General features: G+C 74.2%; 14 protein-coding genes, 1 tRNA gene and 1 pseudogene. 7 read left to right on the top strand and 9 right to left on the bottom strand.

The annotated features are described in order from the left end of the window. Nucleotides 1-78 precede the first annotated feature (78 nt). Nucleotides 79-1383 (top strand): MFS transporter, encoded by a 1305-nt coding sequence (locus tag C5N14_RS14145; protein ID WP_117668548.1) that lies wholly within the window; start codon nt 79-81, stop codon nt 1381-1383. Nucleotides 1384-1396: 13 nt separating this feature from the next. On the opposite strand, the gene C5N14_RS14140 is transcribed toward C5N14_RS14145, so the two are convergent. Continuing rightward, on the bottom strand, nt 1397-1948 hold the full coding sequence (locus C5N14_RS14140) for a type 1 glutamine amidotransferase domain-containing protein (protein WP_117668602.1): 552 nt from the start codon (nt 1946-1948) through the stop codon (nt 1397-1399). Between the two features lie 145 nt (nt 1949-2093). On the opposite strand from C5N14_RS14140, the gene rfaE2 reads away from it, so the two are divergent. Continuing rightward, on the top strand, nt 2094-3947 hold the full coding sequence (gene rfaE2, locus C5N14_RS14135) for a D-glycero-beta-D-manno-heptose 1-phosphate adenylyltransferase (RefSeq protein ID WP_243639580.1): 1854 nt from the start codon (nt 2094-2096) through the stop codon (nt 3945-3947). After that, entirely contained in the window at nt 3944-4822 is an 879-nt protein-coding gene (locus tag C5N14_RS14130; protein WP_117668547.1) for a glycosyltransferase family 2 protein, read from the top strand. The genes rfaE2 and C5N14_RS14130 overlap by 4 nt, the downstream gene beginning before the upstream one ends. A 47-nt stretch (nt 4823-4869) precedes the next feature. Here C5N14_RS14130 and C5N14_RS14125 read toward each other — a convergent pair whose 3' ends face one another. Genes C5N14_RS14125 through C5N14_RS14115 form a run of 3 tightly spaced genes read right to left on the bottom strand, consistent with a single transcriptional unit; the run spans nt 4870 to nt 7058 of the window. Beyond that, the gene (locus C5N14_RS14125) at nt 4870-5973 is read right to left on the bottom strand and encodes a glycosyltransferase family 9 protein (RefSeq protein WP_117668546.1); all 1104 of its coding nucleotides are present in this window, start codon (nt 5971-5973) and stop codon (nt 4870-4872) included. A 6-nt stretch (nt 5974-5979) separates the two neighbouring features. Further along, nucleotides 5980-6555: an Hsp20/alpha crystallin family protein gene (locus tag C5N14_RS14120; protein WP_117668545.1), complete on the bottom strand. Its 576-nt coding sequence runs from the start codon at nt 6553-6555 to the stop codon at nt 5980-5982. Continuing rightward, a complete protein-coding gene (locus tag C5N14_RS14115) occupies nt 6552-7058 on the bottom strand; it encodes a DUF2231 domain-containing protein (protein ID WP_117668544.1) in 507 nt (168 codons plus the stop codon). The genes C5N14_RS14120 and C5N14_RS14115 overlap by 4 nt, the downstream gene beginning before the upstream one ends. A 162-nt stretch (nt 7059-7220) precedes the next feature. On the opposite strand from C5N14_RS14115, the gene C5N14_RS14110 reads away from it, so the two are divergent. Beyond that, nucleotides 7221-7838, top strand: coding sequence for a pyridoxamine 5'-phosphate oxidase family protein (locus tag C5N14_RS14110; protein WP_117668543.1), 618 nt, complete (start codon nt 7221-7223; stop codon nt 7836-7838). Between the two features lie 84 nt (nt 7839-7922). Then, on the top strand, nt 7923-8408 hold the full coding sequence (locus C5N14_RS14105; RefSeq protein WP_117668542.1) for a GNAT family N-acetyltransferase: 486 nt from the start codon (nt 7923-7925) through the stop codon (nt 8406-8408). A gap of 1 nt (nt 8409) precedes the next feature. On the opposite strand, the gene C5N14_RS14100 is transcribed toward C5N14_RS14105, so the two are convergent. Beyond that, the gene (locus C5N14_RS14100; RefSeq protein ID WP_117668541.1) at nt 8410-8949 is read right to left on the bottom strand and encodes a DUF4240 domain-containing protein; all 540 of its coding nucleotides are present in this window, start codon (nt 8947-8949) and stop codon (nt 8410-8412) included. Nucleotides 8950-9123: 174 nt separating this feature from the next. On the opposite strand from C5N14_RS14100, the pseudogene C5N14_RS14095 reads away from it, so the two are divergent. After that, nucleotides 9124-9573, top strand: a pseudogene (locus C5N14_RS14095) (SRPBCC family protein); the annotation flags it as partial. 310 nt (nt 9574-9883) lie between these two features. Here C5N14_RS14095 and C5N14_RS14090 read toward each other — a convergent pair. From C5N14_RS14090 to C5N14_RS14080, 3 genes are all read right to left on the bottom strand, one after another. Continuing rightward, nucleotides 9884-10138: a hypothetical protein gene (locus C5N14_RS14090; RefSeq protein ID WP_117668539.1), complete on the bottom strand. Its 255-nt coding sequence runs from the start codon at nt 10136-10138 to the stop codon at nt 9884-9886. A 197-nt stretch (nt 10139-10335) separates the two neighbouring features. After that, entirely contained in the window at nt 10336-11232 is an 897-nt protein-coding gene (locus tag C5N14_RS14085) for a hypothetical protein (RefSeq protein WP_117668538.1), read from the bottom strand. 433 nt (nt 11233-11665) lie between these two features. Beyond that, nucleotides 11666-11742, bottom strand: a tRNA-Thr gene (locus tag C5N14_RS14080). Nucleotides 11743-11873: 131 nt separating this feature from the next. Between C5N14_RS14080 and C5N14_RS14075 the strand changes: the two genes are divergently transcribed. Next, a complete protein-coding gene (locus C5N14_RS14075) occupies nt 11874-13628 on the top strand; it encodes a metallophosphoesterase (RefSeq protein ID WP_243639579.1) in 1755 nt (584 codons plus the stop codon). A gap of 6 nt (nt 13629-13634) precedes the next feature. Here the strand turns inward: C5N14_RS14075 and C5N14_RS14070 are convergent, their stop codons facing one another. After that, the gene (locus C5N14_RS14070) at nt 13635-14471 is read right to left on the bottom strand and encodes a regulatory iron-sulfur-containing complex subunit RicT (RefSeq protein WP_117668536.1); all 837 of its coding nucleotides are present in this window, start codon (nt 14469-14471) and stop codon (nt 13635-13637) included. Nucleotides 14472-14636: the final 165 nt, after the last annotated feature.

Raw genomic sequence — 14636 nt, 5'->3', positions numbered from 1 at the left:
TTTCCCGTCCGGCGGGGAACATGCCCGGCGCCGGAAATCCCGTCGACACCAGCGCCCGGGTGAGTCAGCATCCCGAGCGTGGAACCGCCCCGCCGCCTCGCGCTCGACGTCACCCCGCTGCGCACCTCGCGGGACTTCCGGCTGGTCTTCTCGGGTGCGGGGGTGTCCGCCTTCGGGTCCTTCATCACCTACGTCACCATCCCGTACCAGGTGTACGAGCTGACGGGGGATCCGCTGCTCGTCGGCCTGCTCGGCGTCTGTGAGCTCGTACCCCTGCTGGTGATGGCCTTCGTCGGCGGCGCGCTCGCCGACTTCCTGGACCGGCGGCTGCTGGTGCTCGGCGGCGAGGTCGGGTTCACGCTGCTCTGCGCCGTCCTGCTGGTCAACTCGCTCGGTCAGACCCCGCAGCTCTGGCTGCTCTACCTGGTGGCCGGGCTGACGGCGGCAGTGGACGGGCTGCAACGCCCGGCCCTGGAGGGGCTGACCCCGCGTGTCGTCACCCCGGACGAGATCCCGGCGGCGAGCGCGCTGAACTCGCTGCGGATGCAGGTGGCGCAGCTCGGCGGCCCGGCGGTGGCCGGCGTGCTGATCGCCTCGATCGACCTGGCCTGGGTGTACGCGATCGACCTGGCCACCTTCGCGTTCTCGCTGGCCTGCCTGGCCCTGGTACGCGCGGTGCCGCCACCCCCGGCCGCCGACCGGCCGTCGCTGCGCTCCGTGGTGACCGGCCTGCGGTACGCCCGCAGTCGCCCCGAACTGCTCGGCACCTACCTCGTCGACATCAACGCGATGTTCTTCGGCATGCCGCAGGCGCTCTACCCGTTCATGGCGGCGAAGCTCGGCGGGCCGGCCGTGCTCGGGCTGCTCTACGCCGCGCCGGCGGTCGGCTCGCTGGTCGCCACGGTCGGCTCCGGCTGGACCGCCCGGGTGCACCGGCACGGGCTGATGGTGGTGCTCGCGGCCGGCGCGTGGGGGCTGGCGATCGTCGGCTTCGGGCTGGTCGGCTCGCTCTGGGCCGCCCTGTTCTTCCTGGCCCTGGCCGGCGCGGCGGACATGGTCTCCGGCCTGTTCCGCATGATCATCTGGAACCAGACCATCCCGGACCACCTGCGCGGACGGCTCGCCGGCATCGAGATGCTCTCGTACTCGACCGGCCCGCTGCTCGGCCAGCTCCGCTCCGGCCTGGTCGCCCGCACCCCGCTGGGGGTGGGCGGCTCGATCGTCTCCGGCGGGGTCCTCTGCGTCCTCGGCACGATCGCCCTGGCCGCCGCCCTGCCGCAGCTCGTCCGCTACGACGGCCGCGCCGGCCTGGCCCGCAAGCAGTCCGAGGACGCCGCCTGGGCCGCCGCCGCCCCGGAACGCGCGGCGGCGCCCCGGGGCTGACCCGTGAACGGGGTCAGTGGCGGCCCTCGGCGAACTCTTCGACGATCTTGACGCAGAAGGCCGGCAGGTCGTCCGGCCGGCGGCTGCTGACCAGGCCGTTGTCCGTGACCACCTGCTCGTCGACCCAGGCCGCGCCGGCGTTGGTCAGGTCGGTGCGCAGGCTCGGCCAGGAGGTGATCCGGCGGCCCCGCACCACGTCCGCCTCGACCAGCGTCCACGGGCCGTGGCAGATCACCCCGACCGGCTTGCCGGCCTCGAAGAACGCCTTCACGAACCGCACCGCGTCCGGGTCGGTGCGCAGGAAGTCCGGGTTCGCCACCCCGCCCGGCAGCACCAGGGCGTCGTAGCCGCCGGCGTCCGCGTCCGCCGCGGTCACGTCCACGTCGTACGTCCTGCCGTGGTCGAGATGGTTGAATGCCTGGATCCGGCCGGGCTTCAGCGAGACCAGCTCCGCCGTGGCCCCGGCGTTCTCGACCGCCTCGCGCGGCTGGGTGTACTCGACCTCCTCGACGCCGTCGGCGGCCAGGAAGGCGATCCGCTTGCCCTGTAGTGTCGTCGCTGCCATCTCGTGCATCTCCTCTCCGAGGTACTTCTGGACCGTTCCCGGGCCCGGATGCCCGAAACCCGGCCCCCGAGGTGACCCGCTCCACGCCCCAACGGGCGGGCGGCGGCCCAGGTTTGACCCGGCACCCGCGGGGGACCCGACGGGCATGGCAGGAGCAGCAGCGGAAGAGCGCCGGCTCGCCACCGTCGTGGAGAGCTGGCTGGGCCGTCCCGTGCTGGTGATCGGCGACGCCATGCTCGACGAGTGGCGGTTCGCGGAGTCCGACCGGCTCTGCCGAGAGGCGCCCGCCCCCGTCCTCAGCCTGCGCCGACGCCTCTCGGCGGCCGGCGGCGCGGCGAACACCGCCGTCAACGTGGCCGCCCTGGGCGGGCGGGCGGTGCTGGTCGCCCCGGTCGGCGCGGACGCCGCCGGGGACGAACTGCACGACTGCCTGGACCGGGCCGGCGTCTGGGATCGAACCGTCAACCAGCCCGGCCGGCCGACCCCGGTGAAGCGGCGGATGCTCGCCGGCAACCAGATCCTGCTGCGCGAGGACTCCGGCGACCCGGACGACGCACTCGAACAGGACGGCGTGGTCCGCCTGCTCACGGCGCTGGAGTGCGCCACCGAGGAGCTGCGGGCCGCCGCCGGCGGCGAGGTGCCCACCCTGGTGGTCTGCGACTACGGGCTGGGCTCGCTGCCCGCCCCCGTGCGCGCCTGGCTGGTCGCCGCCCGGGACCGGTACGCCACCGTCGCGCTCGACGCGCACGACCTCGCCGACTGGCGGGGCCTCGCGCCCACCGTGGTCACCCCGAGCTTCGCCGAGGCCACCCGGCTGCTCGCCCGGGCCGCCGCCCGGTCCGACTCCCACCTGCACCTGGACCACCCCGGGCCCGATCCGGCGGACGGGCCGTCGGAGCTGAGCGTGGGTTCGGCGCCGGGCCGTCCCGGGTCGGCCGGAAACCCCGCCGACAGCGGCTCCGGCGGGTCGACGGAGGCGGCCCGGGTGCCGCTCGGCCGCCCGACGGGTCCCACCGGCGAGCCGACGCCCGGCGAGGACCGGGTGGCGATGACCGGCGACGGGCTCAGCGTCACCGGCACGGGCGTGACCGTGAACGCCGGGGCCGGCGACGGGGTGGACCGGGCGGTGCTGGCCGAGTCCCGCCTCGCGGAGCTGCGCGCGCACACCGGCGCGGACGTGGTCGCGGTCACCCTGGACACCGAGGGCGCCGTGGTCGGCGGCGCGGACGGAGCGCCCCGGCGCAGCCACAGCACCCCCGTCCCGGCCAGCCACGCGGTCGGCGCGGGGGACGCGTACCTGGCCGCGATGACGCTGGCCCTGGCCGCCGACGCGCCGCTGCCGACCGCCGCGCAACTCGCCCAGCTCGCCGCCACCAGCACCGTGTCGGACACCGGCACCTGCGTGTGCCGGCGCGAGGACCTGCTCGACGCGCTCGGCGTCCCGGCCGGCGCTCCCGGGCACCCGGTGCTGGTCGCCCCGGACGAGTTGGCGCACATCGTGGCCGCGCACCGGGACGCGGGCCGGTCGGTGGTGTTCACCAACGGCTGCTTCGACGTGCTGCACCCCGGGCACGTGCGCTACCTGGAACAGGCCCGGGCCCTCGGCGACCTGCTGCTGGTCGCGGTCAACTCCGACGGCAGCGTACGCCGGCTGAAGGGGCCGGACCGGCCGGTCAACCCGGTGGAGGACCGGGTGACGCTGCTCGCCGCGCTGTCCTGCGTGGACCACGTGGTGGTCTTCGAGGAGGACTCCCCGGCAGGACTGATCGAGACCGTCCGTCCGGACGTCTACGTCAAGGGTGGCGACTACCCACCGGAGATGGTGCCGGAGGCGCCGCTGGTGCGCCGGCTCGGCGGTCAGGTCCGCACCCTCGGGTACGTGCCGGACCGCTCCACCTCGGCGATCATCGAGCGCATCCGGGCGCAGGCGACGGACGCGCCCGGCACCGGACACCGGTCCGACGGACCGGGGCACACGTTGACCGGCAGGCCGGCGTGAACCGTCCGCTAGACCCCGGCGACGCCGGTGAGTTCCGCCAGGAGCGGCAGCTCGACGTGCTGATCCCGACCCGGAACCGCCCGGCCGAGCTGGCGGTCACCCTCTCCGGTCTGGCCACCCAGGAGGGCGTGCCCGGCTTCGGGGTGGTGGTCAGCGACCAGTCCGACGGCGACCCCGCGTACGCCCATCCGGCGGCGGCCACCATGGCGCGGGCGCTGCGCCACCGGGGCCACCCGGTGCTGCTGACCCGGCGGCTGCCCCGGCGCGGGCTGGCCGAGCACCGGGCGTACCTGCTGGACCGGTCGGCGGCCCGGTACGTGCTCTGCCTCGACGACGACGTCTGGCTGGAGCCGGGGACCCTGCACCGGCTGGTCACCGCGATCGGCGAGCTGGGCTGCGGCTTCGTCGGCAACGCCGTGCACGGGCTGTCGTACGTCGACGACGTGCGCCCGGAGACCCACGGGCACTACGAGGAGTGGGTGGGCCGGCCGGTGCCGGAGCGGGTCCGCCCGGGCACCCCGCAGTGGCAGCGGGCCTCGATCCATCCGGCGGCGAACCTGCTGCACGTCACCGAGCGGCTCGACCTCCCGCCGGGGGCCTGGCGGGCGTACAAGGTCTCCTGGATCGGCGGGTGCGTGCTCTACGACCGGGCGGCGCTGGTCGACTCGGGCGGCTTCGAGTTCTGGCGGCGGGTGCAGGAGAACCACCAGGGCGAGGACGTGGCCGCCCAGCTCGCCGTGCTGGAGCGCCACGGCGGCGCGGGCGTCCTGCCCAGCGGGGCGTACCACCTGGAGTCGCCGACCACCGTCACCGAGCGGGACGTGGAGGCGTGGGAGGTCGTCCTCGCCGACTCGGACGCCCCGCAGCCCGCCTGACGGCGGTGGGCGGGAGGCCCCTGCCCCACCGGGGGCGCCCGCCCCGCTCAGCCCAGCAGCTCGCGGGCGGCCTCGACGACCTCGACCGCCGGGATGTCGGCGACGAAGGAGTCGCGGTGCGGGCAGTCGCCGTGCCCGGGGCGGTGCGGGTAGATGCCCGGGGTGCAGTCGACGCCGCAGACCGGGCAGTGCACCGTCCAGGAGGCGATCGGGCGGTGCCGGGCGCGCAACGGGTGCCCGGTGTTGATCAGGTTGCCGACCCAGTAGATCCCGACGGTGGCGGTGCCGACGGCGGCGGCCAGGTGCAGCGGGCCGGTGTCGTTGGACACCAGCAGTGCGCAGCCGGCGTAGCAGGCGGCCAGCCCGCCGAGGCCGAGCGTGCCGACGAGCGGGCGCAGGGGCACCCCGGCCGCCGCGACCACCCGGTCCACCAGCTCCCGCTCGGCGCGGGTGCCGGTGACCAGCACCTCGTACCCGTCGCCGGCCAGGACGCGGGCCACCTCGGCGAACCGCTCGGCCGGCCAGCGCCGCCGGGTGTCGGTGGCCCCGGGGTGCAGCGCCACCCGGGGCCTCGCCGGCGCGCCGAGCACGTCGGCGGCCTCGGCCCGGTCGGCGTCGGTGACCGCCAGCGTCGGGACGATCGTGGTGGCGGGCGCCCCGACCAGGCCGGCCACCTCCAGGTAGCGCAGCACCTCGTGCTGGTAGTAGACGTACCGGATCCAGCGGTCCAGCGGCGGGGCGTCCTCGGCCCGCAGCCCGGCGGTGACCCGGGCGCCCAGGCCGGCGACGACCGGGTTGGAGTTGCCGCCGCCGCCGTGCAGTTGCAGCGCCAGGTCGAAACGCTCGGCGCGGGCCACGGCCACGAAGTCGTCCATCGAGGACTCCGGCTCGCCGGGGTCGGGGGCGCGGATGCCGGGCGCGGGCGGGACCACCAGCACCCGGTCCACCGGGCCGGGCCGGTCGCGCCAGAGCTTCGCGTGCCACGGCGCGCCGAGCAGCACGATCTCCGCCCCCGGGTACGCGGCGCGCAGCGCCTCCAACGCGGGCAGGACGAAGATGAAGTCGCCGAGCGCGTTGGCCCGCAGCACGGCGATCCGCGCGACGTCGGGCACGCGCTCGCCCACCGGGCCCAGCGGAAACAGGGTGACCACGACCCGCTACGGCCGGTCGATCTCGTCGGCGGCCCGGTCCGGGTGGTGCAGTTCCCGGCCGGCAGCCAAGTCCGGGTGGTGCAGTTCCCGGTCGGCGGCCGGGTCGACCGGATGGCCCGTACCCGGGCCGGCGACCCGGGGGCCGGCGCGGCCCACGGTGATGGTGCGCGGCGCGGGCCGGGCCGCCCGGGGCAGCCGGACCCGGAGCAGGCCGTGGTCCATCACCGCGTCGATCCGGTCCGGGTCCACCCGGGACGGCAGGTCGATCCGGTACTCGAAGCCCCGGGTCTGGAAGCCGCCCGGGATGCCCTGGTCGGCGTTGACCTCGGCCTCGGAGCGGGCCCGGACGCAGAGCTCCCGGTCGTCCAGCTCGACGGCCACCTCCTCGGGGGCGACGCCGGGCAGCCGGACCACGGCCTGCCAGCCCTCGGCGGTCTCGGTCAGCTCCACCTCGGGCGGGCCGGGCCGGGTGCCGCCGACCAGCCGGCTCAGCTCGGCGCGCAGCGACTGGAGTTCCCCCATCGGGTCCCAGCCCTGCTGCCGGCCGCGCCAGCCCCGTCCGCCTCCGGGTTGTTCGCTCATCGCAGGTCTCCGATCGAGTGGGTGGCCGCCGGTGCCCGCAGCGAGCTGGGGGCGTCCAGGTTGGCGTCCGGGTCGACGCCGACGCCGAGCCGGTCGACCAGTTCGCCGCCGAGCCACGCGCTGCCGCCGAGGATGGCCAGCGCGACCACCTCGATGGCGATGAGCGCGCCGCCGGCCGCCCGGGAGTCGGCGTTGAGCCGGACCGCCCAGACGGCGGCGAAGAGCAGGATCACCGCGATGTTCGCGGCGGCGTGGCTGAGGCCGACCCGCTTCGCGCGGGTGCCGGTGGGGATGGCGAGCAGGTCGAACGCGCCCGCCGCCGCGGCCAGCAGCCCGCCGATCAGGCCGACCGTGATGTTCCAGTAGGCCACCTCACCGAGGAACCGCGGGCCGCCGACGGTGTCGATGACGTCGAAGATCACCGCAGTGACCAGCAGGCCGACCGGGAACGTGATCAGCATCGGATGCACGGGGTGCCCGAGCACCTTGAGTCGGCTCTCCATCGCGGCCTCCGTTGGTCGTTGCGGGGCGCTGGCTGGCGCGGTACCCGGGCCACCGCCGGACAAACCTCCGGCCAGACGCGCCCGGTTAGGCTGAGGGCGACAGGTGGCCTGGGCACCGGCACCGCACGCCGCCACCGAGGTCAACGGTCGGGGGAGGAAGACGTGACGGTGGAGATCACCTCGCACGAGGAGCTGCGCGAACTGCTGGGGACCCCGAACGCCCGGGCGGCAGCCAAGGAGCGCAGCGTTCTGCACGAGCGGGACCGGCAGTGGCTGGCCGCCTCGCCGTTCTGCCTGGTCGCCACGGCGGGCGCGGACGGCACCTGCGACGTCTCGCCGAAGGGCGACCCGCCCGGCTTCGCCCTGGCACTGGACGACACGACGATCGCCGTGCCCGAGCGGCCCGGCAACCGACGGGCGGACGGATACCGCAACATCCTGGACAACCCGCACGTCGGGCTGATCTTCATGATCCCCGGCCGGACCGACACGCTGCGGATCAACGGCCGGGCCCGGCTGGTGCGGGACGCGCCGTTCTTCGACGACATGGTGGTCAAGGGGCACCGGCCGATCCTGGCGATCGTGGTGGAGATCGAGCAGATCTTCTACCACTGCGCCAAGGCGTTCCTCCGCTCCGAGTTGTGGCGGCCGGAGACCTGGCAGCCGGACGCGCTGCCGTCCCGGGCCCGGCTGATCAAGGAGGTCGAGGCCCCGACCGAGAGCCTGGCCGACCTGGAGCGCCACTACGGCCCCGCGTACGCGAAGTCCATCTACGCCTGACCGGACCCCGGGCAGCCGGGCGATGTCCTTGGTACCGGAAAACTGGTCGCCGGTGGCCGGCCGACGCTGCTAGCGTCGGCGGCCGTGCTGATCCGGGAGTTCGCCGAGGCCGACTGGCCGCAGGTGTGGGAGATCGTCGGCGCGGTCGTCCGGGCCGAGGAGACCTTCCCGTACGACCCGGCGATGACCGCCGGGCAGGCGTACGACATGTGGGTGGAGCGCCCGCCCGGCCTGACCGTCGTGGCGGTCGAGGGCGACCGGGTCGTCGGCACGGCCAAGATGGGCACCAACCGACCCGGTCCCGGGTCGCACGTCTCCACCGCGAGCTTCATGGTCGCGGCGGACGCCCGGGGGCGCGGGGTGGGCACCGCGCTGTGCCGGTTCGCGCTGGACTGGGCCCACGAGCACGGCTACGCCGGGATGCAGTTCAACGCGGTGGTCGAGACCAACCACACGGCGGTCGAGTTGTACCGGCGGCACGGCTTCGAGATCGTCGGCACCGTGCCGGGCGCGTTCGCCCACCCCGGCCTGGGCCGGGTCGGACTGCACGTGATGTACCGCGCCCTCTGACCTACCCCCGCCAGCCCTCCGGGTTGCTGAACGACTCCCGGGAGATGCCCGACCCGGTGCGCGGCCAATCCCCGAACAGCTTGTCGTGCAGGTGGGCGAACAGGTAGCAGATGCTCTCGCAACTGCCGTCCGGAACGGCCAGGGCGGGGTTGGCGCGCACCGCCTCGTAGTACTCCCGCCCGAGGGCGACGATGTGCCCCCGGGCGTAGAGGAAGCCGTCGTCGGAGCCGTCGGTCACCGCGTGGATGTCGGCGCGGTCGATCTCGTGGAGCTTCCGCTCGACCACCCGGTCCAGGCCGGTCAACTCCTCGCTGGACAGGTCGGCGCCGAGGGCGCGCAGGTTGTCGAGGAACGGGGCGAACCACTCGGCGACGGAGTCCGGGTCGACGTCACCGGCCGCCGGGTCCCGCTCCCGCAGGGCCCGGCGCAGCGCCGCGGGCCCGGGGCCCAGCCGCTCCCACGCGGTCTCCACCAGGGACCAGAACCGGGCCTCGTCCTCGACGCTGGGCAGCTCCGCGACGCCATCCGCTGAAATGCTCATGGCAGCGGAGGTTAGCGGGCGCCACCGACAGTCCTCCGCCGCGCCCAGGCGGGAGAGGTGTGTCCCGCGTCCCGGTGTGGACCTGATTGAGGCGACCGCTCCCGGGTACGACTCCCGGTGGACGAGAGATCCGCTCTCGACGAGCGAGCGCGGAGACAACCCGAAGGAGTGCCGATGACCACCACGGTCGAGAAGTCCGTCGAGGTGAACGTCCCGATCCGCACCGCGTACAACCAGTGGACGCAGTTCGAGGAGTTCCCGAGGTTCATGGGCGGCGTCCGGGAGGTACGCCAGCTCGACGACAGGCGCATGCACTGGGTCGCCGAGATCGCCGGCGTCCAGCGCGAGTGGGACGCGAAGGTCCTGGAGCAGGTGCCGGACAGCAAGGTCGCCTGGGCCGCCACCGAGGGCGCCACCAACGCCGGTGCCGTCCACTTCCAGCCGGTCGACACGGATCGCACGATGGTCCGGCTGTTCCTGGAGTACGAGCCGGAGGGCTTCGTCGAGAAGGCCGGCGACCGGCTGCACCTCGTCGAGCGGCAGGCCGAGTCCGACCTGGAGAGGTTCAAGGCGTACATCGAAAGCCGGGGCGTCGAGACCGGGGGCTGGCGCGGAACGATCGACGAGGGCCGCCAGCTCGGCACGCCCGGCGTCGAGTACGCCGCCGGCACCCGGGGGGACAGCGGCCGGGTCGACGGGTCCGGCCGGGACACCGGCACCGGGGCGACCACACCGGCCGGCGCCCCGTACCCGACCGGCGCCGGCCCCGACGGCGCCCACCGGCCGCTCTGACCAGTTCCCGGCACGGCGCAGGCCCGGGCGCGCGCCCGGGCCGCCGCCGCGTCCGGGCCCGGCGGACGCGGCGGCGCGCGGACCGCGGGCGTGTCCGGCGGGCCGGTCCAGCCGATCGGGCCGCGACGTTCGGGGCGGGGCGCTACCGGCGGCTCTCCAGCAGCCGGGCCACGGTGGCCGGCGAGTAGACCCGGCCCCGGGCGATCGCCGCCACCAGCAGCGGGGCGAGCACGGCGAGCAGGCCGAGGATCGCGGTCTGCTGGTTCGCGGACAGTGGCAGGCCGAAGGCGACCAGCAGGCTGATCACGGCCGTCCCGGCGGCGGTGATCCCGCCGACGGTGAACAGCGGTTCGGTCGCGGTCGAGGTGGGGACGGGGGCGGGGGTGGGGTCGGACATGCCGGGTCTCCTCAGTTGGTCGGTCACTCGGTCACGTGGGCGGCGCTGCGCCACGCGCCGTCGGTGGTGCCGACGGCGACCTGCGCGGTCGTACCGTCAGGGGGCGCCGGGGCCCGGGCGGCCCACCTCGCCCTGCGGCCCCTGCCCGCTTCGGCGGCCCCGCCGGGCGGGAGGCGAGTCGCCGGCTCCATCCGTCGTCAGGAGGACAGCCGGGCGGTCAGCTCGTCGACGACCTGTCGGGCCATGTCCGGCGGCACCGCCGCCGCGATGGCCTCCGGGGTCAGCCCGGCGGTCTTCAACGCCTCGGAGAGCCGTTGCGGGGACAGCCCGGCGAGCACCCCGGCGACGATGGCCGGCTCGTCCGTGAAGTCCTTCCCGGTCAGGGTGGTGACCCCGGCGGCCACACCGTCCAGACGGGACATCACGTAGTCGAGCTTGGCGACGATGCTGTTGTTGGCCTTCTCGGGCCCGGGGCCGTCGGGGTCGACGGTCCGGCCCATGCTCGACCCGCCGGTGAAGAGCCCGGCGTACACCTGGTGGATCTCGTTCTCGGCCTGAGCGCTCATGTCGTCCTCCGGGATCGTCGTGGTCAGCAGTCCGATGGCCGTCAGGTAGCGGCGGAACAGCGGGACCTGGTCCCGACCCGCCTTCGTGGAGTCGCGGAAGAAGCTGAAGTGGGTGTGCCACAGGTGGGAGCTGTCGCCGGTCGACCGGCGCTTGAGCCGGTCCCATCGCCGGACCGTCTTCCCGTCGGGGCTGTAGATGATCTCCCGGATGTCCCGCGTGTCGGCCGCGCCGGCCGCGCACTGCTGCATGCACCAGACGGAGAACGAGCGCAGGTCGTGGGCACGGCCGGCAGACCGTACGGTGAACGAGCCGACGTCCAGTGCGGAGGCGTCGATGGTCAGCCCCGCTCGGTCCCGGGGGGACTCCACGACCGAGTAGTCGTTGGCCACGACCCGGTCGGAGCCGCAGTGGTAGCCCCCGCGGTGGGCCGGGTCGCCGACGATGCCGACGGCGGCCGGGTCCAGGTCCTTGAGGTACGACAACAACAGGGTCCGAACGTTCGACAGATTCATCGGGGCCCGGGTCATGGAGCCCTCCTTCCGTCAGGAGGGCCGAGCACGACGATCACTCCGAGTAACAGACCGAAAGTGCGGGACGCGCCCGACCAAAAATGCGCATCGTCGGGCAGATGACCCAAGGGTAACCAGACGGCCATGCGTCTACCAGCGCGAATGCCTGCTCTTCGGATAGTGCTAGTTGCCGGAGGGTTCGCTCAGGGGGAGGAGTCCACACCCCAGGGACGAAGCAAAGAACCCTCGGCCTGTACACGCAGAGTCATCAACCGGCGGGCGAGGGCGGTCGACCGGGCGGGGACCGACGGAGCCGCGTGCCGGCACCGCGTGGCAAACCGCCCGGGCACGCCGCAGCGGCAGCCGCGGCGGGTCGCCGGCCGATCTCCACGGCACCCGAGAAAGGCCCCGTGACCTTGGCATCTCGCCTGGTCACGGGGCCTTTCTCGGGTGGAGCCGCCTGACGGAATCGAACCGTCGACCTACGCATTACGAGTGCGTCGCTCTAGCCGACTGAGCTAAGGCGGCAACGATCGTCAAGTGTACGGCACACCCGGGCGGCCGCCCCAATCGGATCCCTCCGCCTCGACGTGGGTCAGCCGGCCGACGGTGCCCGCACCCGACAGCGCGGAGGCCCGGCCGGGACTACGCTGCCCCAGGTGACCGACGACCGCATCCCCGTCGATGGCCCGGACGACGCCGACTGCCGGGACGACGACAGCGCCGACGCCGGGGCGGCGCGTCGGCCGCGCAGCACCGACCCGCTGGAGCTGGGCTTCACCCCACGCAAGCCCGTGCCGTGGCTCGCGCCGCTCCTGCTGATCAGCACCGGCCTGCGTACGCTGCTGGCCGTGCTGTTCGGGGCGTACCTGGACAAACGGGAGCTACAGAACGCGTTCGGCGACGGGATCTTCCGCCAGGTCGGGCCGGACGGCGGGCTGTGGCTGGACTACGTGGCCGACCTGGGCGACGGTTTCAACGCCACGTACTCGGTCGCGTACCTGCTCGCCCAGCCGGAGCTGGAGGTCGACGGGCACCGGCTGCCCCGGGCGCGGACCCTGGTGATGGGCGGCGACCAGGTCTACCCGTCGGCGTCCTACGCCGCCTACGAGGACCGGTGCAAGGGGCCGTACCAGGCCGCGCTGCCGGGCACGCCGCCCGAGCGCCCCACCCTGTTCGCGGTGCCCGGCAACCACGACTGGTACGACGGGCTGACCGCCTTCCTGCGGCTGTTCGTCCGCACCCGGGACCGGCACTTCGGCGGCTGGGGCACCGGGCAGTCCCGCTCGTACTTCGCCGTGGAGTTGCCCGCCGACTGGTGGCTGCTCGGCCTCGACGACCAGTCCGGCTCGTACCTGGACGACCCGCAGCTCACCTACTTCGACGCGGTGGCCCGCAAGCTGGGACCGCAGAGCCGGGTGATCATCGCCGTGCCGGCGCCGACCTGGGTCAAGGCCGTCGACCACCCCACGGCGTACGACTCGATCGACTACTTCGTCCGCACCATCGTCACGCCGACCGGGGCGCGGGTGCGGCTGCTCGTCTCCGGCGACCTGCACCACTACGCCCGGTACGCCGGCCCGGACCGGCAGCTGATCACCTGCGGCAGCGGCGGGGCCTACCTGTACCCCACCCACCATCTGCCCGAGCGGATCGAGGTGCCGCCGCGCGACACCCTGTCCCGGCGGGCCAGCCGCACCCGCGCGTACGACCTGATGGCCCGCTACCCCGAAAAGGCCCGCTCCCGGCGGTACGGCTGGGGGGTCTTCGGCCGGCTGCCGCTGCGCAACCCGGGCTTCGGCACCCTGCTCGGCGGCCTGCACACACTGCTCATGCTGGCCATGGCCGGGGTGGCGGCGAACCGGGCCAGCGGAACCGAGCAGCGGCTGTTCAGCGTCCCGCTGGTGGCGATGCTGATGGTGACGATGCTCGGGGCGGCGTTCTTCGCGAAGCCGCCCAGCGCGGGCGGGAAGCGGCACGTACGGCACTGGCTGCTCGGGGTGGGACACGGGCTGGCCCACGTGGCGCTGGCCGCCGCCGGCACCTGGGCATGGCTGTCGCTGCCCTTCTACGACTGGTCCTGGCCGCTGCCGGCCGCCGCCGCCGCGGTGGTCTACGGCCCGGTGATCGGGTTCCTGGCCGCCGAGCTGGTGGCGGCGTACCTGCTGGTCGCCGGCGCGTTCGGGGTGAACCTGAACGAACTCTTCGCCGGCCAGGGCATCGAGGACGCCAAGGCGTTCCTGCGGATGCGCATCGACCCGGACGGCACGCTGACCATCTACCCGATCGCCGTGGACCGCGTGGCCCGCGACTGGAAACTGAACCCCGACGCCTCCCCCACAGCCTCCTGGCTGGCCCCCAAGACCCCCCTGACCCCCCACCTGGCCGAACCCCCGATCACCCTCCGTCCCTGACCCGGGTCAGGGGGTGTAGTGCTGGTCGTGGGCCTGGCGGGGGGCGCAGACCGAGGCCCTGCTGCATGAGCAGCGGGAGCCGTCGGCGTCCAGGCGGACGGTGACCGAGTCGCGGGGGACGCTGTGGCCCACCACCCGGCCGTCGCCCTCGGGGGTGCTCACCCGGCTGCCGATGGACGGGGCGGACTCCTGGAACCGCTGGTAGAGCGGGTGCTCGTACTTCAGGCAGCACATCAGCCGGCCGCAGGCGCCGGAGATCCGCAGTGGGTTCAGCGGCAGGTCCTGTTCCTTGGCCATCCGGATGGTGACCGGCTCAAAGTCGGTGAGGAAGGTGGCGCAGCACAGGTCCCGGCCGCAGGAGCCGATGCCGCCCTGCACCCGGGCGGAGTCCCGGGCGGAGAGCTGGCGCAACTCGACCCGGCAGTGCAGGGTCGCCCCGAGGTCGCGGACCAGGGAGCGGAAGTCGACCCGGTGCGGGGCGGTGAAGTAGACCGTGGTGCGGTCGCCGCCCCCGTCGGTGCCGAGGACGTGGTCGACGGCAACCACCTTCATCGGCAGGCCGTGCTCGCGGATCAGCCGCTTCGCGGCCACCTTCGCCTCGGCCTTGCGCCGTCGCAGCAGCTCGTCGCGGCGCAGGTCGTCGTCCCCGGCGAGCCCGGCCAGCTTGGGGAAGCCGTCGGTGTCCTCGCCGACCCACTGCGCGGCCCAGACGCACTCCGCCACCTCGGGACCGTCGTCGGTGGGGACCAGCACCCGGTCGCCCACCTGCGGGCGGAACTCGCCCGGGTCGAGGTAGTAGAGCCGCCCGTACCGGTTGAAGCTGACCGCACAGAGCATGCCCATGCCCTCACCCTACGACGGGGCGACCCCCACCACCCACCCCACCGGTCGCCGTCCGGTCACCCGGCGCAGCGATCCATCGACGTCGAATCGTCCGACGCGCGCCGGCCCCTCGTCCCGATACGCCTCGCCCGGACGGCTGATTCCCGCCCAGCCGGACGACAAACG

Origin of the sequence: Micromonospora sp. MW-13 (assembly GCF_003434305.1) — a bacterium.
In the GTDB taxonomy this organism is placed as follows: Bacteria; Actinomycetota; Actinomycetes; order Mycobacteriales; family Micromonosporaceae; genus Micromonospora.
The sequence above is the reverse complement of the archived record's forward strand: the minus strand, read 5'-3'. Positions and strand labels throughout refer to the sequence as shown.